General features: G+C 69.1%; 19 protein-coding genes, 1 tRNA gene and 2 pseudogenes. 13 read left to right on the top strand and 9 right to left on the bottom strand.

Annotation, left to right across the window (positions count from 1 at the left end; translation table 11 throughout):
- Window positions 1–73 precede the first annotated feature (73 nt).
- The 6 genes from ACFWV8_RS07370 to ACFWV8_RS07345 all read left to right on the top strand — a co-directional run bounded on the left by ACFWV8_RS07370 (window position 74) and on the right by ACFWV8_RS07345 (window position 10,521).
- Window positions 74–1,378 (top strand): ABC transporter substrate-binding protein, encoded by a 1,305-nt coding sequence (locus tag ACFWV8_RS07370; protein ID WP_384198806.1) that lies wholly within the window; start codon window positions 74–76, stop codon window positions 1,376–1,378.
- The gene (locus tag ACFWV8_RS07365) at window positions 1,375–2,325 is read left to right on the top strand and encodes a carbohydrate ABC transporter permease (protein WP_384198805.1); all 951 of its coding nucleotides are present in this window, start codon (window positions 1,375–1,377) and stop codon (window positions 2,323–2,325) included. Before ACFWV8_RS07370 ends, ACFWV8_RS07365 begins: the two co-directional genes overlap by 4 nt.
- A gap of 40 nt (window positions 2,326–2,365) precedes the next feature.
- Window positions 2,366–3,211: a carbohydrate ABC transporter permease gene (locus ACFWV8_RS07360; protein ID WP_384198804.1), complete on the top strand. Its 846-nt coding sequence runs from the start codon at window positions 2,366–2,368 to the stop codon at window positions 3,209–3,211.
- A 98-nt stretch (window positions 3,212–3,309) separates the two neighbouring features.
- The gene (locus ACFWV8_RS07355) at window positions 3,310–5,835 is read left to right on the top strand and encodes a GH116 family glycosyl-hydrolase (protein WP_384198803.1); all 2,526 of its coding nucleotides are present in this window, start codon (window positions 3,310–3,312) and stop codon (window positions 5,833–5,835) included.
- Complete coding sequence (locus tag ACFWV8_RS07350; RefSeq protein ID WP_384198802.1) at window positions 5,832–7,313, top strand: glycoside hydrolase family 32 protein; 1,482 nt, start codon at window positions 5,832–5,834, stop codon at window positions 7,311–7,313. Before ACFWV8_RS07355 ends, ACFWV8_RS07350 begins: the two co-directional genes overlap by 4 nt.
- A 697-nt stretch (window positions 7,314–8,010) precedes the next feature.
- Window positions 8,011–10,521 carry a SpoIIE family protein phosphatase gene (locus ACFWV8_RS07345; protein WP_384198801.1) on the top strand — a complete coding sequence of 837 codons (2,511 nt, stop codon included), beginning with the start codon at window positions 8,011–8,013 and terminating at the stop codon, window positions 10,519–10,521.
- A 235-nt stretch (window positions 10,522–10,756) separates the two neighbouring features.
- Here the strand turns inward: ACFWV8_RS07345 and ACFWV8_RS07340 are convergent, their stop codons facing one another.
- Window positions 10,757–11,164, bottom strand: coding sequence for a hypothetical protein (locus ACFWV8_RS07340; RefSeq protein ID WP_384198800.1), 408 nt, complete (start codon window positions 11,162–11,164; stop codon window positions 10,757–10,759).
- A 62-nt stretch (window positions 11,165–11,226) separates the two neighbouring features.
- On the opposite strand from ACFWV8_RS07340, the pseudogene ACFWV8_RS07335 reads away from it, so the two are divergent.
- Window positions 11,227–11,355, top strand: a pseudogene (locus tag ACFWV8_RS07335) (IS5/IS1182 family transposase); the annotation flags it as partial.
- A gap of 99 nt (window positions 11,356–11,454) precedes the next feature.
- On the opposite strand, the gene ACFWV8_RS07330 reads toward ACFWV8_RS07335, so the two are convergent.
- The gene (locus ACFWV8_RS07330; RefSeq protein WP_384198799.1) at window positions 11,455–12,345 is read right to left on the bottom strand and encodes a MerR family transcriptional regulator; all 891 of its coding nucleotides are present in this window, start codon (window positions 12,343–12,345) and stop codon (window positions 11,455–11,457) included.
- A 310-nt stretch (window positions 12,346–12,655) separates the two neighbouring features.
- Window positions 12,656–13,239 (bottom strand): annotated as a pseudogene (locus tag ACFWV8_RS07325) (IS5 family transposase); the annotation flags it as partial.
- Between the two features lie 3 nt (window positions 13,240–13,242).
- Here ACFWV8_RS07325 and ACFWV8_RS07320 point away from each other — a divergent pair.
- Window positions 13,243–13,962, top strand: coding sequence for an SDR family NAD(P)-dependent oxidoreductase (locus ACFWV8_RS07320; RefSeq protein WP_384198798.1), 720 nt, complete (start codon window positions 13,243–13,245; stop codon window positions 13,960–13,962).
- Window positions 13,963–14,171: 209 nt separating this feature from the next.
- On the top strand, window positions 14,172–14,585 hold the full coding sequence (locus ACFWV8_RS07315; RefSeq protein WP_384198797.1) for a carboxymuconolactone decarboxylase family protein: 414 nt from the start codon (window positions 14,172–14,174) through the stop codon (window positions 14,583–14,585).
- Between the two features lie 381 nt (window positions 14,586–14,966).
- Here ACFWV8_RS07315 and ACFWV8_RS07310 read toward each other — a convergent pair.
- A tRNA-Pro gene (locus ACFWV8_RS07310) sits at window positions 14,967–15,040 on the bottom strand.
- Window positions 15,041–15,151: 111 nt separating this feature from the next.
- Here ACFWV8_RS07310 and ACFWV8_RS07305 point away from each other — a divergent pair.
- Entirely contained in the window at window positions 15,152–15,619 is a 468-nt protein-coding gene (locus ACFWV8_RS07305; protein ID WP_384198796.1) for a DUF309 domain-containing protein, read from the top strand.
- A gap of 13 nt (window positions 15,620–15,632) precedes the next feature.
- On the opposite strand, the gene ACFWV8_RS07300 is transcribed toward ACFWV8_RS07305, so the two are convergent.
- Genes ACFWV8_RS07300 through ACFWV8_RS07290 form a run of 3 tightly spaced genes read right to left on the bottom strand, consistent with a single transcriptional unit; the run spans window position 15,633 to window position 18,444 of the window.
- Window positions 15,633–16,286 (bottom strand): lactate utilization protein C, encoded by a 654-nt coding sequence (locus tag ACFWV8_RS07300; RefSeq protein ID WP_384198795.1) that lies wholly within the window; start codon window positions 16,284–16,286, stop codon window positions 15,633–15,635.
- Window positions 16,286–17,728: a LutB/LldF family L-lactate oxidation iron-sulfur protein gene (locus ACFWV8_RS07295; protein ID WP_384198794.1), complete on the bottom strand. Its 1,443-nt coding sequence runs from the start codon at window positions 17,726–17,728 to the stop codon at window positions 16,286–16,288. The genes ACFWV8_RS07300 and ACFWV8_RS07295 overlap by 1 nt, the downstream gene beginning before the upstream one ends.
- The gene (locus tag ACFWV8_RS07290) at window positions 17,725–18,444 is read right to left on the bottom strand and encodes a (Fe-S)-binding protein (RefSeq protein WP_329378639.1); all 720 of its coding nucleotides are present in this window, start codon (window positions 18,442–18,444) and stop codon (window positions 17,725–17,727) included. The genes ACFWV8_RS07295 and ACFWV8_RS07290 overlap by 4 nt, the downstream gene beginning before the upstream one ends.
- A 106-nt stretch (window positions 18,445–18,550) precedes the next feature.
- On the opposite strand from ACFWV8_RS07290, the gene cobF reads away from it, so the two are divergent.
- Window positions 18,551–19,315, top strand: coding sequence for a precorrin-6A synthase (deacetylating) (cobF, locus tag ACFWV8_RS07285; RefSeq protein WP_384198793.1), 765 nt, complete (start codon window positions 18,551–18,553; stop codon window positions 19,313–19,315).
- Here cobF and ACFWV8_RS07280 read toward each other — a convergent pair.
- The gene (locus ACFWV8_RS07280) at window positions 19,284–20,066 is read right to left on the bottom strand and encodes a cobalt-precorrin-6A reductase (RefSeq protein WP_384198792.1); all 783 of its coding nucleotides are present in this window, start codon (window positions 20,064–20,066) and stop codon (window positions 19,284–19,286) included. The two genes, cobF and ACFWV8_RS07280, sit on opposite strands and share 32 nt — an antisense overlap.
- A 272-nt stretch (window positions 20,067–20,338) precedes the next feature.
- Here ACFWV8_RS07280 and ACFWV8_RS07275 point away from each other — a divergent pair, with 272 nt between their 5' ends.
- Window positions 20,339–23,407: an NACHT domain-containing protein gene (locus ACFWV8_RS07275; RefSeq protein WP_384198791.1), complete on the top strand. Its 3,069-nt coding sequence runs from the start codon at window positions 20,339–20,341 to the stop codon at window positions 23,405–23,407.
- Complete coding sequence (locus tag ACFWV8_RS07270) at window positions 23,404–23,751, top strand: trypco2 family protein (RefSeq protein WP_384198790.1); 348 nt, start codon at window positions 23,404–23,406, stop codon at window positions 23,749–23,751. The genes ACFWV8_RS07275 and ACFWV8_RS07270 overlap by 4 nt, the downstream gene beginning before the upstream one ends.
- Window positions 23,752–23,771: 20 nt before the next feature.
- Here the strand turns inward: ACFWV8_RS07270 and rhaI are convergent, their stop codons facing one another.
- The gene (gene rhaI / locus ACFWV8_RS07265) at window positions 23,772–24,944 is read right to left on the bottom strand and encodes an L-rhamnose isomerase (RefSeq protein WP_384198789.1); all 1,173 of its coding nucleotides are present in this window, start codon (window positions 24,942–24,944) and stop codon (window positions 23,772–23,774) included.
- Window positions 24,945–25,078: the final 134 nt, after the last annotated feature.

Raw genomic sequence — 25,078 nt, 5'->3', positions numbered from 1 at the left:
GGGCGCGGGACACCGCCCATGACGTACGGGCCCTGAGCCGACATCGCTTCTCCTCTTGAGAGGACGCACGACCATGAACGAATCAGGTCCGCCGCGGGCGCCGCTGTCCGCGGCCCTGAGCAGACGGAGGCTGCTGCGCGTGAGCGCGGCGGGACTCGCGGCAGTGCCCGCGAGCGCGGCACTGAGCGCCTGCGGCTGGAGCGGCTCGAACGCCGACCGGTCGTCGACACTGAAGGTGCAGAACTGGGGCAACGCGGACGAGGCCAGGGTCTACAACGCCACGTTCGCGGCCTTCCGCAGGCAGCACCCCGGTCTGAAGGTCTCCAACAACGTGGTGCCGGTCACCCTCTGGGGTGACTACGTGAGCAAACTGGCCGTCCAGATGGCCGCCGGGCACTCGCCGGACCTGCTCAATCTGGGCATGGAGGGCGCCCGTCTTTCGGTGGAGCGCAGCATGCTCGCCCCGCTGGACGCCCGGGTGAAGGACAGCCCGGCGGCCTTCCGCGAGCGCGTCGGCAAGCTGCCGAAGGCGCTGGTCGACGCCTATACCGTCGACGGCCGACTCTACGCGGTTCCCAACGGCTGGCAGACCATGGCCGTCTACTGCAACCCGGAGATCTTCGGCGCCCGCGGTGTCGAACTGCCCGGACCGGACTGGACCTGGGAGGACTTCCTCGACACCGCCCGGCGGCTGACCGGGCAAGGTGTCATGGGGTTCGGACTGCCGTGGGGCTTCTTCCAGTGGCACCCGTGGTGGCTGACCAACGGCGGTTACCCGGTGACGGACGATTACCGGCGGCCGACGCTCTCGGATCCGAGAGTGGTCGAGGCGGTCGCTTTCGTCAGGGACCTGGTGCAGAAGTACAAGGTCTCCCCCGACCCGACCAATGTGGATGTCTACTCGCAGTTCGCCGCGGGGAAGTTCGCGATGGTCGGCGCCGGTCGGTGGCCGCTGCCCGGGTGGTCGGCGGCCGGGTTCACCGACTACACCGCGCGTCCGTGGCCCAGGCGCGTCTCGCACACGACGGTGGTCGGCGGCAGCGGATGGGCACTGAGTACCCGGGCGGTCAAGCCCGACACCGCCTGGGCCGCCATCGACGACCTGCTGCTTCCGTCGTCCGTGGCCCGGCTGACCGAGGTCGGGCAGGCGATGCCGGTCTATCCCGGCATCGGTGACGACACCGGGGACAAGGCGGCCGACGACGCCTTCGGTTTCCTCTTCCGGCAGCTGGACGACAGCCGTCCGGTGGCCGCCCCCGCCTTCTACGACACCCTCGAATCCGTCGCGATGCGCTACCTCCAGCAGATCGTGTCCGGCCGGCTGGACCCCGCCAGGGGCCTGCGTGAGGCCGACGCCGAGATCAGGGAGGCGCTATGACGGCGATACAGGCGACCGCCCGCCCACCGCGGGGCCGTGACTACTCGCGGCGGACCGCCCCGACGCGCCGTGGGCGCAGGATCAGTCAGTGGCCCGGAATCCTGTTCGTCACCCCGGCCACCGTCGGATTCGCTGTCTTCGTGCTGCTGCCGCTGGTGCTGACGGTGTACTACAGCTTCACCAGTTACGACCTCTTCTCCCCGCCGCAGGGCAACGGTCTCAGCAACTACCACCATCTCGCCGACGACACCCGGCTGCGGCAGACGTACCTCAACACGGCGATCTTCTGCGTGCTGGCCGTGCCGCTCAACGTCGGCCTCGCGCTGCTGCTGGCGGTGGGGCTGAACCGGAGGATGTCCGGGTGGCTGCGGGTGACGATCCGCTCCGCGTTCTTCTTCCCGTCGCTGGTCGGCCTGATCTTCGTGGCCATCGTGTGGCAGTTCTTCCTCCAGACCGACGACGGCATCTTCAACTACTACCTGGGGCTGGTCGGCATCGGTCCGGTGCACTGGCTGTCCAGTTCCAGCTGGGCGCTGCCGTCGATCGTCATCCTCGACGTGTGGAAGAACGTCGGTCTGGCGATGCTCATCCTCCTGGCGGGCCTCCAGGGAATTCCCAGGGTCTATTACGAGGCCGCGAGTCTGGACGGCGCGTCCGCGTGGCGGCAGTTCCGCTCGGTCACCGTTCCGCTGCTTTCCCCGCAGATCTTCTTCGTGACCACGCTCTATCTCATCGGCGCCCTGAAGGTGTTCGACTCGATCGTTGTCCTCACCAACGGCGGGCCGGGAGATTCCAGCCGCAGCGTCGTCATGTACATCTACGAAAAGGCCTTCCAGTCCTTCGACTTCGGCTATGCGGCGGCTGTCTCCGTGTCCCTTCTCGTCGTCATCGGCATTGTCACCGCCCTGCAGTTCCGGGTGTCACGGAAGTGGGTCCACTATGAGTGAGACAAGCGGGACCAAGCCGGTACGACGACGGGGAACGGCCGTGCGTCACTGGCGTCCGCGCGGTACGACGACGCTGCTCACGATCGGCGGGCTGGTGATGCTCGCTCCGTTCCTGTGGATGTTCTCCACCTCGCTGCGCTCGGCCGCCGCCTCGGTGACCGTCCCGCCGCGGTGGCTGCCCACCCAATGGCATCCGGACAACTACACCAGACTCGCCTCCGACGACTACCCGGTGCTGCGATTCCTGCAGAATTCGGTGCTCGTGTCCCTGCTGGCCACGACAGGAATCGTCATCACGAGCGCGCTGGCCGGCTATGCCTTCGCCAAGCTCGAATTCCGTTTCAGGAACGCGCTGTTCGGCCTGCTCCTGGTGTCCCTGATGATTCCCATCCAGGTGACGATCGTGCCGCTGTACGTCATCATGGGGAAGCTCGGACTGATCGACAGCCCCTGGGCGCTGGTCGTCCCCGCACTGCTGGGCGCTTTCGCCCCGGGAATTCCCGGTGCTTTCGGTATCTTCATGATGCGGCAGTTCTTCCGGAGCACTCCGGACGCGCTGATCGAGGCCGCGACGATCGACGGCGCGGGTCCGATCCGGATCTTCTTCCGTATCGCGCTGCCGCTGGCCAAACCCGCGCTGGCCTCGTTGACGGTCATCACCTTCATCCTGTCCTGGAACGACTACTTCTCCCCGCTGATCTTCCTGAACAGCACGGACATCATGACCCTGCCGGTCGGCATCCAGTCGCTGCGTCCGCCCTTCGGGCAGCAGAGCAGCCTGGTGATGGCCGCGGTCACCGTCGCGCTCATTCCGGTCCTGCTGGTCTTCGTCGCCGGCCAGCGCTGGATCGTCCAGGGATTCACCCGGTCCGGGCTCAACGAGTAGCCCTCTCACCTCTCCCCCCCCCGGCTCGTCCAGGTGCCGGCCCCTGCCCAAGCGCGGGCCGTCGCCCCGTCGCACCCTCATGTACAAGGAGAAAGACTGTGCACAAGCCGTCCGACGCCACTTTCATGCGCGACCGCGTACGGAGCTATCCGGAGTCCGCCACATCGGCGGCATTCCTGCTCGGCGGGATCGGCACCGGCAACTTCTCGGTCGGATCGCGCGGCCAGTTCCGCGACTGGGAGATCTTCAACTGGCCGGGCAAGAACAACTATCTGCCGTTCTCCTTCTTCGCGATCCGCACCCGCTCCTCGGACGGCACGGTGCACACCGCCGCGCTGGAGGCCGAACTCCCGGGCCCGCACAACCGCTCGCACGGCTACTACAACGGTGAGCTGGCCGGGCTGCCGCGCTTCCGCCACTCCCGTATGTGGTCGGTGTACCCGTTCGTGTACGTCGAGTTGACCGACCCCGACCTGCCGGTCCGGGTGGTGCTTGAGGCCTTCACACCGTTCGTGCCGCTGGATGAGGTGGACTCCGGCATCCCCGGCGCGATTCTGCGCTATCACGTCACCAATCTCACCGGCGAACCTCTGGAGGTCTCGGTCGTCGGTTCCTTCGCCAACGCCGTCGGCTTCGAGGGATACGACGTCTTCGGCAATCTGAAGCTGTCCGGCGAGGTGGCCAACGAACTGCGCGAAGGCGACGCCGGCAAGGGCCTGTTCTACACCTCCGACGACGCACCGGACACCGAGGCGTACGGCAGCATGGCCTTCGTCACCACCGAGCCCGACGCGACCTTCCGGCCCGTCTGGCTCCAGGGCCAGTGGACCGACAACGCCCAGGACTTCTGGGACGACTTCACCGACGACGGCCGGCTCGACGAGTACCACGCCGTGGAATCCACCGGCTCGGAACTCGACAACTTCTACGACTTCAGCTATCTGCGGCTGCGGGAGAAGATCGGCTCCATCGCCGTCCCCAAGACGCTGCCCGCGCACGGGTCCCGGTCCTACGAGTTCGCCTTCGCCTGGCACATCCCGAACCGCCCCAAGGGCTGGGTTGAGGTGGACGACGACCTGGCCAGGCACGCCCGCGGTGAGTACCCGCTCATCCGCAACCACTACGCCACCGTCTACGACGACGCCTGGGCCGTGGTGCAGGACCTGGTGGGACGGCTCCCCGCACTGGAGGGCCGGTCACGGCGGTTCAGCCAGGCGCTGTACGACTCCTCTCTGCCCGAGCCGGTGATCGACGCCGTCGCGAGCAATCTGACCGTGATCCGCAGTTCGACCTGTTTCTGGACCGAGACCGGCGACTTCTACGGCTGGGAGGGCACCCGCGACCATGTCGGCTGCGGTCTGGGCAACGTCAACCACGTGTGGAACTACGCCCAGGGCGTCGCCTTCCTCTTCCCGCGTCTGGAGCGCTCGATGCGGCGGGCGGAGTTCCTGATCGAACTGGACGACGACGGCGCGCTGCCCTTCCGTTCGCGCCAGACTCTCGGCGAGCCGCGCTGGCAGATGGTCCCGGCCGCCGACGGCCATCTCGGCTCGATCGTGCGGGCCTGCCGTGAGTGGCGGATCAGCGGGGACGACGACTTCCTGCGGGAGATCTGGCCCGCCGTCAAGAAGGCGATGGCGTACGCGGTCGACCACTGGGACACCGACGGCGACCTCGTCCCCGACAGCCAGCAGAGCAACACCTACGACATCGAGTTCTACGGTCCCAACGGCATGACCGGCACCTTCATGATCGCCGCGCTGCGCGCCGGCGAGGCCATGGCCACCGCCGTGGGAGAGGGCGAACTGGCCGCCGAATACGCCGCGCAGGCCGAGCAGTCGGCCGCCAATCTGGACCGCCTCTGCTGGAACGGCTCCTACTTCGAACAGCGGCTGGAGGACGTGAACGCCCACCGCTACCAGTTCGGACGCGGCTGCCACTCCGACCAACTGCTCGGCCAGTTCGTGGCCACGGTGACGGGCCTCGGCCATCTGCTGCCTTCCGACCACATCCGGTCCGCGCTGATGTCGATCGTGGAGCACAACACCGTGCCGCGTATGCGCGAAGTCCCCACGGTGCAGCGCGTCTACGCCCTGGGCGACGAACCGGGGCTGGTGCTGTGCTCGTGGCCGAACGGAGGGCGCCCGCGGTTTCCCTTCGGCTACAGCGACGAGGTATGGACCGGTGTGGAACACCAGGTCGCCTCCTCGCTCATCTACGAAGGGTTCGTCGAGGAGGGCGTGGCCATCGTGGAGCGGCTGCGTGCCCGCCAGGACGGCTATCTCCGCAACCCCTGGAGCGAGAACGAGGCGGGTCACCACTACACCCGGTCGCTCGCCAGCTACGCGTTGCTGACCGCGTTCTCCGGATTCAGTGTGGACCTCTCCCAGAACCTGGTGCGCTTCGCCCCTCGGAGCACCGAGGACGGGGACTTCCGGTCCTTCTGGTGCCACGGCAAGGGCTGGGGCACCTATGAGCAGCACCGGGACGCCGACGGCGAACTCGTGGCGCGTATCGAGGTGATCGAAGGGGTGCTGGGCACCGAGGAGCCCGTCACCGCCGCCACCCGCGTGGAGATCGTCACCGCCCCTTCGGCCGCCGCCCCCTCGGGGGAGGCCCGGTGACCGGCTCCCGCCGTACGCGGTCCACGCTGCCGTTGGCCACCTGGGAGCCCCGCTCCCACATCACCGCCGAACGCAACTGGCTCAACGACCCCAACGGGCCGATCCACTGGAACGGCCGCTACCACCTGTTCTTCCAGGAGAACCCGGCCGCACCCGTCTGGGGCCCACCGCACTGGGGCCACGTCAGCTCGACGGACCTGGTCACCTGGCGGCGCCATCCGCGAGCGCTGTCCCCCGACCCCCACGGGCCGGACGCCGACGGCTGCTGGTCCGGCTGCGTACGTGACATCGACGGCGTACCCACCGCGTACTACACCGGGGTCACCGGCGACGGGGACGCACGGGTGGAGTCCGTCTGCCGCGCCACCGGCTCACCGGACCTGACCAACTGGACCAAGGACCCAGGCAATCCGCTGGTCCCCGGAGCACCCACCGCCAACGGCACCGGATACCACCGGGACCCCTATCTGTGGCGTGACACCAAAGGCTGGCATCTGCTGCTCGGCTCCGGCACACGTGGCGAAGAGCCGCACGGCACCGTCCTCGTCTACCACTCGCCGGACGCCACCCGGTGGACCTACGGCGGCGTCTTCTTCGCTCCCCCGGCCGGACTCGACGCTCCCGGCGGACTCGGGCAGCACTGGGAATGTCCTCAACTGCTGGAGTTCGACGGCACCTGGGCGCTCATCCTCAGCATCCAGAAACCCGGCACCGACCGCCCTCTCAGCCATGTCGTGTACGTCGTGGGCGACCTGGACCCGGTCACGTACCGCTTCCACCCCCGGGCGACGGGACTTCTCGACTCCGGTGACGCCTTCTACGCGCCGGCGGTCACCACCGACCTGTCCGGGCGAACCCTCCTGTGGGGCTGGGCCCAAGAAGACCTTCCCCCGGAGCGGCAGCAACACCTGCACAAAGCCGGCGCGCTGACTCTGCCCCGGCAGCTGACCCTGTCGGACGACAGGATCGAGTCACGACCGCCTCGCGAACTGAGCGGCCTGCGCAAACCGAACGTGACCGAATCGGCGGACGGAGCGTCGGCCTCCGGCCCCCACCCGGCCCGGCCCGTACCGGCCCAGGCCGAGATTTCGGCGACAGGCCTGGGAACCAGAGGACCGGCGCGCCTTCACCTCGCCCACACGGACAGTGTCACTTCTCTGACCCTGAGCGTGGATCCTGACCGCCGGTCCTTCCGGCTGCGTACCCGGCAGGGGTCCGGGACCCGCCAGTATGAGGCTCTCCTGCCCCACCGCGCAGACGGAGATCTTGTTCTTTACGTCGACGGCTCCTTGATCGAGGCGTACTACGGTGGAACAGCCATCACCACACGGTGCTATCCGCAGAGCACAGGTCCCTGGCGTATCTCCCGTTCCGCCCTGGACCCCGACATGTCCCGCGAACTCTTCATACGGCCGCTGCAAGACGCAGTCATCACCTCGCCGGATGAATGCGAAGGCCAGGCTGCGGATATGACGTGAAAGCATCCGTGACCAGTGGATGAGGACGGTGGCCACTGCCCGGCGGACAGGATCCGGATCCTGACACGTCGCAGCGCCAGAGTCGTCGGCCCCCTGGTTGTCGTCGGAGGGGGCCGGGGCCGACGGGTGCTTTGGCCTGCCGGATCCAGAAGTTCTCACCGGTATGGGAGTTGACCGGCAGGGGCGCGCTGGCGGTGCCGTTGGCCTTGGTGGTGAGGGTGAGGAGGAACGGCTGATCCTCGCGACCGTGACCGCCCGCCCCGGCAGCGTCGAACAGATGCGGTGGGGGCTCCCAAGGCAAGCGCGCCCGGAAGATGCCCAACCGCCTGGGCCAGGAGCAGTCCGACGGCATGCGGGCGGATCTGCGCCGGCTCTCCCACACACTGAAGAAGCAGCGGGGCGGGCGCACCAGCCGCCACCCTCTTCATGATCGAATGGCGCGGAGGCGCCGCCGGCCACCTCGCAGCTCTCGACTGAACCGGGGTGGGCCCGGATCTCGTTCATCTTGGCGCCGTCCGTGACCTCGCAGGTGGTCCGGGCCTCCTCCCTCCCGGTGATCCACACCTTGACGCCGGTGGACCGCCGTCCCCCGGGACCGGCGGCCGACTGACCGACCCGACGCCTCGCGAAATCCCCTATAGCATGAAAGGTGGAGATCAAAGGGTAAGTAGCTTTCTCAGGTACAGCAGGGGCATCTATGCACGAAGCCACCTGCGCGTGGCTGCGCACCATCATGAAGGCGGGCGAGGAGCTGGCCGGCTCCGAGCTGTCCGCCTTCACGCTCGACGCCGCCGTGACGGAGTCCGGCGGGCTGGGCGGCATGGTGCATCTACGCGTCCCCGGCACCCGGCGGCTCGTGCTGGTCGCGGTGCACGGGCTGGCGCGGACCATGGCCCGAGACCGGGAGTGGGCCGAGCTCACGGAGGGCGACCCCAGCGTCCCGGCCAGGGCCACGGCCCTGCGCGTGACGCGTTGGACTCCCGGGGACGGCCGGGGCGGTACGGTCCCGGCACTGCCCGGTGTCGGAGGGCTGCTGGCCGTTCCACTGCTCCCGACCACGGACGGCGGCGACGGCGCGGCGCTGGGCGCGCTGTCCGTGCTGGCCGCCCGGGAGCCCCCGCCGCCGCGGCGCGCGGCCGTCGAGGCGCTGGCCGCCTGGGCGGGCCTGCGGCTGCGGCACCCCGACGGGGCGCCGGCCGACGGCCCGGCGGGCCCTGTAGCGGCCGACGCCCCGGTGGCCCGCACCCTGCGGCAGATGACCGACGCCCTGTTCACCGTCGACCGCGACTGGCGGCTCACCTTCGTCAGCCGCGGCGCCGAGCGGCTGCTCGGCGGCTTCCACACCCCGCTCGGCCGCGTTCTGTGGGACGTGCTGGCCGACCTGGGGGTCGACTCCGTCGTACCGGACCTCCGGGCACGCTACCTGGGGGCCGTCGCCGACGCCGCCCCGGTCAGCTTCGACATCCACTGGCCCACCGACCGGCTCTGGTACCGGATGCGGCTGGTCCCGGTGGTCGACGGGCTCGCCGTGTACGCCACCGACATCACAGAGCGCCGCCTTCGCGAGAGCGGGCAGGCCGCCGCCGAACGCGCCGCGGCCCAGCGCACCGCCCGGGTCACCGAGCTGACCACCACCCTCGCCGAGGCCCTGACCATGAACGATGTGGTGAACGCGATCGCCCAGCGGATGCTGCCACCATTCGGAGCCTCCGGGTTCGCGGTCCAGCTCATCGAGGGGAACATCATCCGGATCGCCGGGGCGGTCGGCTACGGGCAGGACTTCCTCGACACCCTCGACCGCTCCTACGTCGAGGAGGTCTCCCCGGTCTCCGAGGTGTACCACAGCCGTCGGCCGGTCTTCATCGACTCACCCGAGGAGTACATCGCGCGCTATCCATCGATGGGCTGGCGCCCCTCCGCCGCCGCGAAGTCCGCCTGGGCCTTCCTCCCGCTGCTGGTCTCCGGCCGCGCCATCGGCTGCCAGGTCGTCTCCTTCGCCGAGCCGCGCCATCTCAACGGCGAGGAGCGGGCGCTGCTTACCGCACTCAGCGGACTGACGGCGCAGGCCATCGAACGGGCCCGGCTGTACGACGCCGAGCACAACCGGGCCAAGGAGCTCCAGCGCGGATTGCTGCCGCGCGGACTGCCCGCGCTGCGCTCGGTCACCGCCGCCGCCCGCTATCTGCCCGCGAGCGAGGGAATCGAGGTGGGGGGCGACTGGTACGACGTGATCCCGCTGTCCGGCGCCCGGGTGGCGCTGGTCGTCGGCGATGTGATGGGGCACGGGCTGGCCGAGGCGGCCACCATGGGGCGGCTGCGGACCGCCGTGCACACCCTCGCCGACCTCGATCTCTCGCCCGCCGACCTGCTCACCCGGCTGAACGACCTGGTCAGCGAACTCGGCGACGACTTCTACGCGACCTGTCTGTACGCGGTGTACGACCCCGTAACGAGACGCTGCGTCTTTGCCCGCGCCGGACATCCGCCGCCTGCGGTCGTTTGCCCCGGGAAGCCCGTCCGGTTCCCCGACCTCACCCCCGACCCGCCGCTGGGCGCGGCGCTACCGCCTTTCGAGACGGTCGAGATCGAGCTGCCCGAGGGCAGTCTGCTGGTGCTGTACACCGACGGGCTGGTCGAATCCGTCAACCAGGACATCCACCGCGGGATGCGGCATCTGGCGAGCGCGCTGTCCACCGCGTCGAGCCGCCCGGGGGCCGAGTCAGGACAGGCCGGGCTGGAGCGGGTGTGCGACGAGGTGTTGGCCGAGCTGCTGCCGGAGAAGCAGCGGACGGCGGACGACGCCGCGCTGCTGATCGCCCGGACCCACGCCCTCGCACCCGGCGATGTCGCGGTGTGGTCCCTGCCGGACGGGCCGATCGCGGCGGGCGAGGGCCGGGAGCACGTGCGCGAACAGCTGGACCGCTGGGACCTCGAACCTCTGGCCATCACCGCCGAACTGCTGGTCAGCGAGTTGGTGGGCAATGCCGTCCGGCATGGTAAGGGCCCGTTCGTGCTGCGGCTGCTGCGCGGTGACAGGCTGATCTGCGAGGTGTCCGACACCAGTCCCACCACCCCCCGGATCCGCCGTGCCTCCGAGACCGACGAGGGCGGGCGGGGACTGCAACTGATAGCCGCCCTCTCCCAGCGCTGGGGCACCCGCTCCATGGCCGAGGGCAAGTGCATCTGGACAGAACAGCCCCTGCCGTGACGGCCGACGTGACCGCTGAACTCGCCGCCGAGACCGGCCCGTTGTGGCACGAGCGCCACCAGGCCGGGCTTGCTTTACCCGGCTCCCCCTTCCGACCCGCGAGTACGCAGATCAGAAGGGGAGACGACGAGCCGTCTTCCCCTTCCCGGCGCCCGGCGGAGGATCGACGCGAGGCTGGCCAGCGCCGGGAACCGCAACGGGCCGCGACGCTTGGCCCGTTCCTATGGTTCTGTCGTCATGTGTCCGTGGGTTGGTCAGCGTGGCTGCCGGGGCAGCGGTGTGACGGAGCGTGCTTCGTGCAGTGCGGTTCGCAGACGGTCGTTGTCGACGCTGAGCCGTTGGATAGCGGCGACAGCGAGTTCGAGCTGTTCGGCAAGGTCGTGTTGTCGCGACGCAGACGGGCGTTGCCGGTCTTCAGGGCGGTGTAGGCGTCGGCGGCCTTCGAGTCGGCCGGTGCCGGTGCGGGCGCGGCCAGCTCGGCACAGATGTCGGGGTAGTTGCCGTCGAACAGCGTGTGGTGGTTCGGGCAGAGCGGCACGACGTTGCCCAGATGGTGGAACAGCCCGTGGCGGTGCGGAACTCCTTCGAGTTCGTTCCCCGCGTCGTGGCGGATCGCCTCGGCGTGGGACAGCTGCTGTGGCAACGTCCGGGCCCACGCGAGGAGACCTTAGGCGTCATCTCAATTGGATCGCCGGTCTGTCGGTCGTGGTGGCGATCGTGGTGCGGCTGGTGCCGGATGCGTTGGGGGAACTGTTCCAGCGTGTGGTGCCCGAGATGCCTTCGCGACCACAGGGCGGTGGTCGGCGTCGACGTGGCGATTGGGAGGTGCTGGCTTTGCAACCGCAGACGTCCCGGGCTCGACGTCTGACCCGACCGGTCACATGCGGTGGACGTGACCGGTTGTCGGGCCGCGTCAGTGCCAGGCACAGGCGATCAACTGTCCGCGGAGTGGGCGTCGGCAAGGGCCTCGCCGAAGAGCCGTCCGGCGAGTTCCACGCAGCGCATCCGGGCAGGAGAGAAGTCGTAGGGCATCTTGGTGATCGCTGCGGCGGCACTCATCTGTGTGTCCTCCTCCCCTTTCAGGTCGGCGTCGTAGATCTCGAAGATCTTCTCCTCGGCCGCGTCGAGACCAGCTGCCTCGATGGCCTGATTCAGGGCCATTTGGTGAGCGCATCGCTGTACGGCGAGCTCATCGACCCGCGGGTCGTCGGGTTCGACGCCGTCGTCGAGAGCGGCCTCGGCCGCCTCAAGACGGTCCTCCTCGGCCCGCAGGTCGGGGTGGGTGGCCAGCACGATGAACGTGCTGGCCTGGATGGCGGCGCCCAGCGGCCCGAAGATCCGTTCCGTGACGAGCAGGGCGTCCAGATCGGAGGGGCGCAACACTCCCGGGGGCAGGTGGCTGAGCCGGTCCGTGACCAGTTCGGAGAGCAGCCCCAGGGGGCTGCCTACCGCCTGCAGGCGCTGGACAGCCGCGCGCCGACGTTTGGTGGCGGCCTCCTGCGCCGCCAAGGTTTCCTCGAGCCTGCTCAGGACCGACTCGATATCCGGGGACTGGTCCAGGGCTTCGTCTCCAGCTTCGCCCGGGGCTTCGCTGAAGGCGGCCCGCATGTCGTCCAGGCTGATACCGGCATCAGCCATCTTGCGGATCCACAGCAGGCGGGTCATGTCGTCATAGCCGTAGCGGCGGCGGCCGTCCCCACCGCGCTCGGGTTCCGGCAGCAGACCGATCTCGTGGTAGTGGCGGATGGCGCGTGGAGTGATCCCGGCGAACGCAGCGGCATCACCGATCTTGACCTGCCGGGGAGGCGTGAGGGAGGGGTACATCGCAGACAGAGCCTTTCGTGCGTGATGCCCCGACCCCACCACATGCCGCTACGGCATGTGCAACAGCCTCATCCAGTGCCACCGGAGCCCGGCCCTGGCTGCCGCCGAGACCGATCAAGAACGACGAGCCATCCGGGAACGCAGAGTGACCACCGGCGGCCAGATAGCTCCCCGCCAATTGGCCGCCGCTGGGGAATTCCTACGGTTCTGATCCACTTCTTGTAGTCCGGTAACGGTGAGTGACGGTGCTCAGTCCGCGAGGAGGACTTGGCGTCGCAGGAGGTCGAATCCAGCCCGGCCGTATCCGTCCCTATTTGGTGAGTCTGCGGTAGCAGATGAGGGTGCAGGCGATGCTGGTGAAGGCCAGGAAGTGGTCGGCTTCGCGTTCGTAGCGGCGGTGCGGGCGTCGGCATCCGGCGAGCCATGACATGGTGCGTTCGATGGTCCAACGGTGGCGGCCGAGCCGTTGCGAAGTCTCGATGCCTCTGCGGGCGATGCGGTGCCGGATGCCTCGGCCGGATAACCATCGTTACAGGTGGTTGTAGTCATAGCCCTTGTCGGCGTGGAGCTTGTGGGGCCTGCGCCGCCGGGGTCCCCGGCGGGATCGGATCGGCGGAATGCCCTGCACCAGCGGGATCAGTGCCTGACTGTCGTGCGTGTTGGCGCCCGAGATGCCGATGGACAGCGGCAGTCCCGTTCGCTCCGTGATCAAGTGGATCTTTGACCCGTACTTTCCCCGGTCTACAGGATTCGGACCTGTCAGCTCCCCTTTTTCAGGGCCCGCGTGTTCACCGAGTCGATCGCGCACCGCGACCAGTCCAGCTCGCCGCGGGATCCGAGTTCATCCAGCACCAGGCGGTGGAGTTTGGCCCACACCCGGGCTTTCGACCACTGCGCATGAGCGAGCGGATCGTCGTGATCACAGGTGCTTCGGACGGGATCGGTGCCCAGGCGGCACGCCGGATCGCCCGGCAGGAACGAGGGCAGCGGCTCATCCTGGTGGGGCGCTCGCGGGACAAGACGGCGGCGGTGGCACGCGAGGTCGGTGCGGAGCACTACATCGCGGATTACACGCGTCTGGACGAGGTCCGTGAACTGGCGGCGAACCTCCGGCGCTCGGTCGATCGTATCGACGTGCTCGCCAACAACGCCGGCGGCATTTTCAGCGAACGCACCGTAACGGCGGACGACAACGAGAAGACCCTGCAGGTCAACTTCCTCGCGCCCTTTCTGCTCACACACCTCCTGCTCGATCTGCTGCAGGCCGGCGAAGGCGGAGTGATCAACACCTCCAGCGCATCCGCCAGGATCGTCGGAAAGATCGACGTCGACGACCTCAACCACACAAAAAGCTACGCCCCGATGCGGGCGTACGGCGACGCGAAACTGGCCAATATCCTCTTCGCCCGAGGACTCCACGCGCGGTACGGCGCTCAAGGGATCAACCCTGCTGCTTTCGATCCGGGCAATGTGCGAACGGGCTTCGGCGCGGAGAACAACGACTTCCTCACCCGTCTTCTGTATCGGACACCGCTGTCCCGGATCGCGCTGATCTCGCCCGAGAAGGGCGGAGCGAACCTCGCCTACTTCCTGACCGGCCGCCCCGGCGCCGACTAGGGCCACGGACGCTTCTACGCGCAGACCGAGCCTGCGAAGCCGCGTCAGACCAACAAGCAGGTCAACAACGACGCCCTTGTCGAAACCCTGTGGACCCGCAGCGCCGAACTCGTCGGCATCGGGTCTCACTGAGCCAGGGGGAGCCTCCCGCACATCGGCAAACGGCGAAGTCACCCTCCGGGACGGGCGACACCGTTCATAGTCCTTGCGTGGCCCCGCCCCACCACAGCCCCCGCCGTTCGACGACCTCCAACCCCACCGACCACATCGCTCAGGAGCTTCCATGCGCCGTCCAGCAGCCGACGGCGGCCTCATCGGGCCGTTACGAAACGTATGCCCATGTCGTCTTCGCCCGATCGGCCGGCCTCTCCGAAACCACCATCCGCAGCCTCCTTGCCGGCAACACCGACGCACTGGAGGACGTCCACGAACTGACCCACCGCTTTACCACCGAACTGCTCACCGCCCACCGCGTCAGCGATGCCACGTATGACCAGGCGTTGCATGCTTTCGGGCGTGACGGAGTGCTCGACCTCGTCCACCTCGTCGCTATGTACGTGGAGCAAGCCGTCATGCTCAACGCGTTCGACACTCCCGCGCCCCGAGTCGATCTCCAAACTTGAGCGTTTCGCTCAGGCCATCGGCACGCCGGCCGCGCAACTCGCCCAACTGCCACATGCGTAACCATGCGCGCCCGCGCGCACATCCCCGACCGGGCGCACGAGGGCGATGAACCACTCAGAGGGCTCCGCCACCGAGGAGCCGTTCTGCAAGTTCCCCTGGCCCAGCCCGACGACGTGCCGATGAGTTGGCGCGCACGTGGGTCCGTGAGACCGGAGTGCTTGCCAGCATCGCTGAGCAGATCGCGCCGTTGGCCGAGCGCTCGCTCAATGGATACGCGGATCTGGCTGACAAGGATCCCGGTCCCCACCTGGTCCCCAGCAACGATCAAGGGCCGGTCTCGGATTTCTCCGAGACCGGCCCTGATCTGCGACTCTCACGAGTCGGGACGACAGGATTTGAACCTGCGACCCCTTGACCCCCAGTCAAGTGCGCTACCAAGCTGCGCCACGTCCCGTTGGTCCGCCGTTCAGGAGGTCTCCCCGGCGGCCACAGTGGAGAACATTACCCCACCCCGGACCGGCGGCGGGCCGCCCGAGAGGTGGGAGGGGCGGGAGACAATCGGGGTATGACGGAGAACCGGCGGGACCGAGACGTCGAGGGGCGGGCGCGGAACGCGCGGCCGAGGGACGGGCTGGGGCGGCCGTTGCCCTACGGGACGCCGGGGGTCGAGCGGCAGCCCGAAGGGGTGGTGCGGGCGCCCGGTGAGACGTTGCGGGAGGCGCAGCGGCTGCTCGACGCGGGGATGCCGTTCCACGCGCACGAGGTGTTCGAGGACGCGTGGAAGTCGGGTCCTGGCGAGGAGGAGGCGCTGTGGCGGGGGATGGCGCAGCTCGCGGTGGGGCTGACGCACGCCGCCCGGGGCAATCCGGCGGGCGGGGCGCGGCTGCTGCTGCGGGGCGCCGAGCGGATCTCCGGGTACGGGGCGCCGTACGGGATCGATGTCCCCGGGCTGACCGCCTGGGCCCGTGAGCTGGCGGAGCGTGTCGCGGACGGGCCGGTGGACCCCGCCGCCGAAGCCCCGCGTCTGACGTGACAGCGGGCTCCGGTCAGTCCTCGACCAGGACCACCTCCAGCGTGCGCGGGCCGTGGACGCCCTCGACACGGTCCAGCTCGATGTCACTCGTGGCCGAAGGACCCGAGATCCAGGTCAGCGGACGGGTCGGGTCGAGGCGGGGCATGGCCTGCGGTACGGACGCGACGACCTGTTCCGGCGCCCGTACGACACAGATGTGGTGGTCCGGGATGAGCGAGATACGGCGCCGGCCCTGATCGGGGCTCCCGTCCAGGACGATCGTGCCGGTCTCCGCGATGGCCACGGCGCAGCCGGTGACGACGCTGTCCACCTCGTCCAACTCCCCCGCGGTGGACGCCTCCCGGTCATGGATCCGGGTCGGATCGGCGGCGGCGAGCCACGACGGGGGCAGGCCCGGCGGTACGAGCACCGTACGGGAACCGTGCTCGGCGAGCAGGCGCATCAGCAGTTCGGTGAGCCCGGCGGAGTCGGTGCGGTGGACGACGGCCCGGTAGTCGGCGAGGTTCTCGGCCAGCAGGTCGACCATCCCGGCGTCGGGGGTGTGCGTGTCGAGATAGCCGCGCGTGACCTCCGGGGCGTCGGGCGCGTCGGTGACGGCCGCGCGGATCCGGGCCAGGATGCGCTCGCGTGAACCGTTTCCTGGAGCGGCGGACGGATCGGTGGTCATTACGGCTTCTTCCCGTCCGTCTTCGGCTTACGGTTCTTCTTCCACCAGTCGCGGAACGGCTCCGCCGGCAGCTCCGGCAGCTCTCTGCTCCGCGTCCACGCCCCGGCGCCCGGCAGCTTCGACGGGTGCAGCTTGCGCGTCTTCGACGCGGCCCGCTCCCCCGCCCCCAGCACGCCGGGACGGTCGAGTACCCACCCCGCCGCCTTCATCGCGGCCTTCTCGATCCGGTGGCCCTTGCCGCCCTGATCGGCGACCCGTTCCCTGAGGTGCACCAGTACCTCGGGGATGTCGATCGCGACCGGGCACACCTCGTAACAGGCACCGCACAGCGACGAGGCGTACGGCAGTGAGGCGTCGATCTCGCTCTGGGTGCCCCGGAGTTGGGGGCTGAGGATCGCGCCGATCGGCCCCGGGTAGACGGAGCCGTACGCGTGCCCGCCGGCCCGCTCGTACACCGGGCAGACGTTGAGACAGGCCGAGCAGCGGATGCAGCGCAGCGCCTGGCGGCCGACCTCGTCGGCGAGGGTGCCGGTGCGGCCGTTGTCGAGGAGGACGAGGTGGAAGGTCCGCGGGCCGTCGCCGTCGGTGGTCCCCGTCCAGGTCGACGTGTAGGGGTTCATCCGCTCGGCGGTCGAGGAGCGCGGCAGCGTCTGGAGGAAGACCTCCAGATCCCGCCAGGTCGGTACCACTTTCTCGATGCCCACGACGGAGATCAGTGTCTCGGGCAGCGTCAGACACATCCGGCCGTTGCCCTCGGACTCGAAGACGACGAGCGTGCCGGTCTCGGCGACCATGAAGTTGGCGCCGGAGATGCCGACCTTCGCGCGCAGGAACTTCTCCCGGAGATGGAGCCGTGCGGCCTCGGCGAGGTCCGCCGGGGTGTCGGAGAGTCCCTTGGGCGCGGCGCGGCCCCAGTCGGCCATCTTCGTGCGGAATATGTCCCGGATCTCGCCGCGGTTGCGGTGGATGGCGGGGACGAGGATGTGGGAGGGCCGGTCGTCGCCGAGTTGGACGATGAGTTCGGCGAGGTCGGTCTCGTACGCCGCGATGCCTTCGGCCTCCAGAGCCTCGTTGAGTCCGATCTCCTGGGTGGCCATCGACTTGACCTTGACGACCTCGGTCTCGCCGGTGGCCTTGATCAGGTCAGCGACGATCCGGTTGGCCTCGTCGGCGTCGGCCGCCCAGTGGACGGTGCCGCCGGCCGCGGTGACCCGGGTCTCCAACTGGAGGAGATAGCGGTCGAGATGGCGCAGCGTATGGTCCTTGATCTGCTTCCCGGCCTCGCGCAGCTCGGCCCAGTCGGCGAGTTCGGCCACCGCCTTGGCGCGCTTGTCGCGGATGGTGTGGGTGGCGTGGCGCAGATTGCCGCGCAGGGTCTGGTTGTGCACGGCCTCCTTGGCGGCCCGCGGGAAGGACGGCATACCGACGAACGTCCCGCTCATACGAGGGGCTCCTCTCGGGTGCTCGCCAGGATGTCGGCGAGATGCAGGGCGCGCAGCGGTGCTTCCTCGCGGCGCAGCACGCCCCCGATGTGCATCAGGCAGGAGTTGTCGGCGCCGCACAGGACGTCGGCGCCGGTGGAGACGGCGTTGCTGACCTTGTCCTGGCCCATGGCGGTCGATACATCGGAGTTCTTCACGGCGAAGGTGCCGCCGAAGCCACAGCACTCGTCGGCGCCCGGCAGCTCGCGCAGCTCCAGTCCTTCGACTGCCTCCAGGAGGCGGCGCGGTCTGTCGCCGAGGCCGAGGAGGCGCAGTCCGTGGCAGGAGGGGTGGTAGGTCACCGTGTGCGGGAAGTACGCGCCGACGTCGGTCACTCCGAGGACGTCGACGAGGAATTCGGTGAGTTCGTAGGTACGGGCGGCGAGGGCCGCGGCCGAGGCGTCGCCGATCTTCGGGTAGTGCTGCCGGACCATGGCGGCACAGGATCCCGAGGGGGTCACCACATACTCGTACCCCTCGAAGGCGGCTGCGGTGCGGCGTACGAGCGGCTCCGTCTGCGCGCGGTAGCCGGTGTTGTACTGGGGCTGGCCGCAGCAGGTCTGTGCCTCGGGGAAATCGACCTCCACCCCGAGGCGTTCGAGGAGCCGCACGGTCGCGATCCCGGTGGACGGATACACCGCGTCGTTGACGCAGGTGACGAACAGGGCGGCACGCATGGCCGGAGCATATGCGGTGACCTGCGGTGAACGTAAGACCCACGCAGACATCCGATGTCTCAAGGGGGCGGAAAGGCTCTCGGCCCCATGAGGCAGACTCGGCCCGGTGAGACAGATCTATGTGATCGGCATCGGCGCGGGCGACCCTGATCAGCTGACCCTCCAGGCGGTCAAGGCGCTGAACCGGGTGGACGTGTTCTTCCTCCTCGACAAGGGCGAAGCGAAGGCGGACCTGATCCGGCTGCGGCACGACATCCTCGCGGAGCACATCACGGACGGCCGGGAGTACCGGCTGGTGGAGGCGCGCGACCCGGAGCGGGACCGGACCGCCGGCGGCGCCGACTACTCCCCCGCCGTCGGCGACTGGCGCACCAAACGCGCCGGCATCTACGAGCGGATGATCACCGACGAACTGGGTGAGGACCAGGTCGGGGCGTTCCTGGTGTGGGGCGACCCGTCGCTGTACGACTCCACGCTCGGCATCCTGGACGAGATCCTGGCACGCGGCACGGTCGTCTTCGAGCACGAGGTGATCCCGGGCATCAGCAGCGTCTCGGCCCTGCTCGCCAAGCACCGCACGGGGCTGAACCGGGTGGCGCGCCCGGTGCAGATCACCACGGGCCGGCGGCTGGCGGAGTCGTGGCCGGAGGGTGTGGACGACGTGGTGGTGATGCTGGACGGTCACCAGTCGTTCCGCCACTACCTGGCGGAGGACCCGGTCATCCACTGGGGCGCGTACGTCGGGACGCCGGACGAGATCCTGGTCTCTGGGCGGCTCTCGGAGGTGGCGGACCGGATCGTGGAACTACGGGCGGAGGCCCGCGCCCGGAAGGGCTGGATCATGGACACATATCTGCTGCGCCGGGACTGAACCCGAGCCGGGCGAGCGCCGCTGGTACGTCGGGGACTTCCGGTACGCCCTCGGGTGCGGGCGGCCGTTCGATCATGACCACGGGCAGGCCGAGTTCACGGGCGGCGGTGAGTTTCGCGGCGGTGGCCGGGCCGCCGCTGTCCTTGGTGACGAGGACGTCGACGCGGTGTTCGAGGAACAGCGCCCTCTCGCCTTCGAGGGTGTACGGGCCCCGGTCCAGCAGGATGTGTGTGCTGCGGGGCAGGGGCGGCTCGGGCGGTTCCACGCTGCGTACGACGAAGTGCGACCCGTCCAGTTCGGGCCCTGCGAAGGCGGCGAGCCCCTGGCGTCCGGTGGTGAGGAAGACGCGTCTGCGGTCCAGCACGGCGAGTTGGGCGGCGGCGTCCGCGAGCGAGCGTACGGGGTGCCTGTGGTCCCGCGGGTCGACGGGCCAGCCTGGCCGGCGCAGAGCGAAGATCTGGGTGCCGGTGTCGGCCGCCGCCTGGGCGGCGTGGGCGCTGATGGCGGCGGCGAAGGGGTGCGTGGCATCGACGAGAACGTCGATACGGTGCTGCCGCAGCCACGCGGCGAGGGCGTCGGGCCCACCGAATCCTCCGACACGGACGTCCCCGGCGACGGGAGTGCTCGGGTTGGCGACGCGTCCGGCGAGCGAGGTGGTCACGTGCGCGTGCGGAGCTTCGGCGGCGAGCGCGTCGGCGAGCCGCCGGGCTTCGCCGGTACCACCGAGGATGAGCACGCGCGGGCTGGGCATGGGGACGAGGCTACGGGGGCGGTACGGCTCCGAGAACGCGGGCCCGGGTACGTCTGGCCGCCTCCCGTCACTGGCCGTGACTTCGAAGTCCCGCCTGGCCCGCGGCGCCTGGCAGGCGGACGACGCTACTTCGAAGACACGGCCCAGGCGAGTCACACCGATCGGGCCACGCCCCCAATGTGCCGTCATAACATGGCACTTGGGGAACGGCGGTGGGTCGAACCCGTCGTTGATCAAGGGGGCCGGGGGTCATCAAGGACCGTATCGCCGCCGTGTTCGGGGCCAGGCAGGGCAGCGGCTATCTGCTCTCCGCGCGCCTTGTCCTCACCGCGGGGCATCTGCTGGGCGAGGACTCTGAGACGACGGCAGTCGTACCGGGCGGGCGGGGCCGGATCCCCTGCCGGGCGGTGTGGGTCGGCGACCCGGAGGAAGGCGACGCGGCACTGCTGCTCGCGGACGAGGACCTGGTGGCAGCCGGGAGCGCGGAGGCGTTCCAGCCCAACCGTTTCGGGCGCATCGACGGTGTCGCACCGCTGCTCGACTGCTATGCGCTGGGCTATCCGCAGATTCAGCGGTACGACGGCCAGAAGCTGGACGCGGAACAGTTCCTCGGCACGATCAAGCCGGGTTCGGGCAGCCTGCGCGGCGAGTACGTCATCGAGGGCACGGGCACGCCTCCGGCCGTACAGGAGGACGGGGAGTCGCCCTGGGCCGGGATGTCCGGGGCGCCGGTCTTCTCCGGCAGGCATCTCATCGGCGTGGTGACGAAGGACTCGGCGGGCTGGCAGCACAGCCGACTCAACGCGGTGTCCTTGCGCAAGCTGTCGGGCGCGAGTGCCTTCGCCAACATGTACCACGTCACTCTCGGCGAGCCTCTCCGCTTCACCACGCTGCGCCAAGTCCCCGACAACTCGGCCGAGTTCGAGGACCGCTACCGGGCTTACGTCGCCGAGCAGTTCGGCGAACTGAGCATCTTCGGCCTGGACTTCAGCCGGTCCGAGCACGCGCAGTGGCCACTCGACTCCGCCTATCTGAGCCTTGAACTCGTCCATAACCACGGGGAGGAGGACGGGGCGGGCACGGCGCCCGAGCGCGGCCGGGTCGAGACCTCTCTGCGTGGCCGGCGACGCGTGCTCCTGCGGGGGACGGCCGGGTCCGGCAAGACCACCCTCATGCAGTGGCTGGCGGTCAACGCCGCCCGGGACTCGTTCGGGGATCAGCTTTCCCACCTCGGCGGACATGTCCCCGTCGTGCTGCCGCTGCGCACGCTCGTGCGCGGCGCCGCGCTGCCCGCACCGGCGGAGTTCCTGAGCGCGGCGGGGCATCCCCTGAGCCCGCCCGCAGGGTGGATGGACGCGGTACTGACCGAGGGGCGCGGACTCCTCCTGGTGGACGGCGTGGACGAGATGCCGGAGGCGGACCGCGCGCGGACGAAGGAGTGGCTGCTCAAGCTGCTCACCGCCTATCCGCATGCGGCCGTGGTGGTGACCACCCGGCCGACCGCCGTGGACGATGGATGGCTGAGCCGTAAAGCCTTCGCCGAGTTCCAGCTGCTGCCGATGAACCACCACGACGTCACCTCGTTCGTACGGCGCTGGCACACCGCCGCGCGTTCGATCACCCCACGGGTGTCCGAGCGGGCCGAACTCGACGCCTACGAGGAGCAGTTGCTGTCCGCGCTGCCCCGGAAGCAGGATCTGGCCAGGCTCGCCACCAACCCCCTCATGTGCGCGATGATCTGCGCCCTGCACCGGGACAGGCGCGGTTTCCTGCCGGACAGCAGGATGAAGCTGTACGGCGCCGCGCTGACCATGCTGCTGGTGCGACGCGACAGCGAACGGGCGGTCGGGGCGCCGGAGGGTCTGGTGCTGTCCGAGGAGGCACAGCAGAAGATCCTTCAGGAGATCGCCTATTGGATGATCCGCAACGAGATCGCGGAGGCTGAGCTGGAGGACGTGGTCGCACTGATCGCCCGGCTGCTTCCGGCCATGCCACAGGTCGCGCCCCCTGAGGACGCTCCCCGGGTCTTCCGGTTCCTCCTCCATCGAAGCGGTCTCCTGCGCGCGCCGACGGCGACGACCGTGGACTTCATTCATCGGACGTTCCTGGACTATCTGGGGTCGCGGGCGGCGGTCGAGGCACAGGACATCAATCTGGTCGCCGCGCATGCCCACGAGCCGCAGTGGGAGGACATCGTCCGAATGGCCGTGGGCCATGCCCGGGACGGTGAACGGGCGGCACTGCTGAAGCAGTTGGTGGCCCGGGGGGACGCTGTTCCCGACTCCTTGGACGGCAACCGAGCGCGGATTCATCTGCTGGCCGCCGCCAGTCTGGAACACGCGACGAGCCTCGATCCGGAGGTGCGTGCGGAGGTTGAGAAGCGGGCCGCCGCCTTGATCCCGCCCCGGAACCGGGAAGAGGCGGAGTGGTTGTCCGAGGCCGGCCCGCTCGTGCTGGATCTGCTGCCGGGGCCGGAGGGGCTGTCCGACCAGGAAGCGGCGGCCGTGGTGAGTACCGCGCAACTCATCGGCGGAGAACACGCGTTGGAGGTGCTCCGTGAATACGCGGAGCACCCGGCGGGCGAGGTTCGGGACGAACTCGTCTCCACCTGGTCGACATTCGACGCCACGACCTTCGCCGAGCTTGTTCTCGCCCGTGTCGACACCACCGAACTGACGATCTCGGTACGCTCCGTGGAACAGCTCGCCGCCCTCCATCTGGTGGGCGACACATACGGAGTGATATTCCAGGGGCCCTTGAGTCCCGAGGGAATGGCGACCGCCGCCGGGGCGGTGGGCGCCCAGCAGGTCGCTGTCATCAACAACAAGCGGATCAAGAACCTCCGGGCGTTCGCCGCGAAGGCGGTCTCGGTGAACGGTCTGGCCCTGATGGGATGCGACGAGGTCAACGACTACCACGCCGCCGCAGACCTCGGACTGACCGAACTCACACTGGATCTGACCGTTGGCCGGATGCCGTCCGGACTGGACGCCGTCACCAGCCTGAAGACCTTGGCGCTCAACCTGACGGGCCGTTCGGGAAAGCCGTCGGCCATACTGGGCCTGCCCGCCGATCTGCCGAGGCTTCCGTCCGTCACCCGGTTTGAGCTCTCCCTGCACATGCGCGCGAACGCCGACGCCCGTTCGCTCCATGAGCACTTTCCCAACCTGCGGGAGATTCACCTGGAGTTGAGTTCGGGGGAACCCGTCACCTTGGACCTCTCGGCCCTGACCTGGGTGCCCGAGGTCCACATCGACCATGTGAGCGGTCCCATACGCGTCAAGGGCGGCGAACTGGTCAACGCCCACTACCAGTTCCCGCCTCCGAAGGACCCCTCATGACCGCCCCCGACGACCTCCCCCGCATCGACCTCACCCAAGCCGTCCAAGTCGTCCGCGACCAGCTCATGGCCGCCGCCTCGCACAGCACAGGCCAGGACCTCCGCTTCGATGTCGGGGAGATCCAGATGGAGTTCGCCGTCGAGCTGCGGCGCGACACCCGCGTCAAGGGCGGCGTCAAGGCCTGGGTGGTCTCCGCCGACGCCGACACCGGTCGCGGCACCGCCCACACCCACAAGGTCGCCTTCACGCTCAAGCCCAAGGACGCCCGCACCGGCGGGGACTGGGAGATCGGCAACGCCGGGCCCGACGCCGACCTCTCCGCCTTCGGGTCCGGCGACAGCTGACGGGACTTCTAGAACACGCCCTACGCTCCCCAACCCGCCTGTTCCCCGCCCACCCGGTCCGACACGATCTTCTCTCCGTAGCCCGACGCGTGGTACGCCGCCACCGGGTCCGCGTCGGCGCCCAGTTCGGCGCGGACCTCGGCGACCAGAGGGCGTACGTCCGTGTTGTAGGCGTCCATCAGTGCCGCGTTGGCCGCCAGGACGTCGCCGTCCCGCTGGGCCGCGGCCAGCGCCTCGGCGTCGATCAGCAGGGCCTTCGCCGTCGCCTCCTGGACGTTCATCACCGAGCGGATGACCGCGGGGACCTTCTCCTCGATGTTGTGGCACTGGTCGAGCATGAAGGCGATGTCCGGTGTGAACCCGCCGCCCCTGATGACCTCGTACATGATCCGGAACAACTGGAACGGGTCCGCGGCGCCGGCCATGAGGTCGTCGTCCGCGTAGAAGCGGGAGTTGAAGTCGAAGCCGCCGAGCTTTCCCTCCCGCAGCAGGATCGCGACGATGAACTCGATGTTCGTGCCCGGCGCGTGGTGGCCGGTGTCGACCACGACCTGGGCCTTCTCGCCGAGGCGCAGACAGTGGGCGTAGGCCGTGCCCCAGTCGGGGACGTCCATGGTGTAGAAGGCGGGCTCGAAGAGTTTGTACTCCACCAGCATCCGCTGGTCGTCGCCGAGCCGTGCGTACACGGCGTCCAGCGCCTCGGAGAGGCGGTCCTGGCGGGCGCGGATGTCGTCCTGGCCGGGGTAGTTGGTGCCGTCGGAGAACCAGAGCTTGAGGTCGCGCGACCCCGTCGCGTCCATGATGTCGACGCACTCCATCAGATGCCCGAGCGCCTTGCGGCGCACCGCCGCGTCCGGGTGGCAGACGCTGCCGAGCTTGTAGTCGTCGTCCTGGAAGACGTTCGCGTTGACGGTGCCGAGCCGCAGGCCGCGCTCCTGGGCGTACGCGGCCAGGGCGCCGTAGTCGTCGACCCTGTCCCACGGGATGTGGAGCGCGACTGTGGGCGCGACACCGGTGTGGGCGTGTACGCGGGCAGCGTCGTCCAGTTTCTCCCTGGGGGTACGCGGGACACCGGGCCTGGCGAAGACCTTGAACCGGGTCCCGCTGTTGCCGTACGCCCACGACGGTGTCTCGACAGCCTGCGTCATGAGGGCCGCCTTCACGGCGGAGATGTCGGATCGGCGGCTCGTCATCTACCAACGCTCCATTCAACAGACCATGAATCGATTCACCATGGCCGATGATGAGCCGGGCCGACCCGCCTGTCAAGGCCCCGACTCGCGCGCAGCGTGCACACTGCTCCTCCACACCGAAAAGACGAGGGTTT

The sequence above is a fragment of the Streptomyces sp. NPDC058665 genome (assembly GCF_042714995.1).
GTDB lineage: Bacteria > Actinomycetota > Actinomycetes > Streptomycetales > Streptomycetaceae > Streptomyces.
Note: the sequence above shows the minus strand (reverse complement) of the source record. Positions and strands in the feature narration are given on the sequence as shown.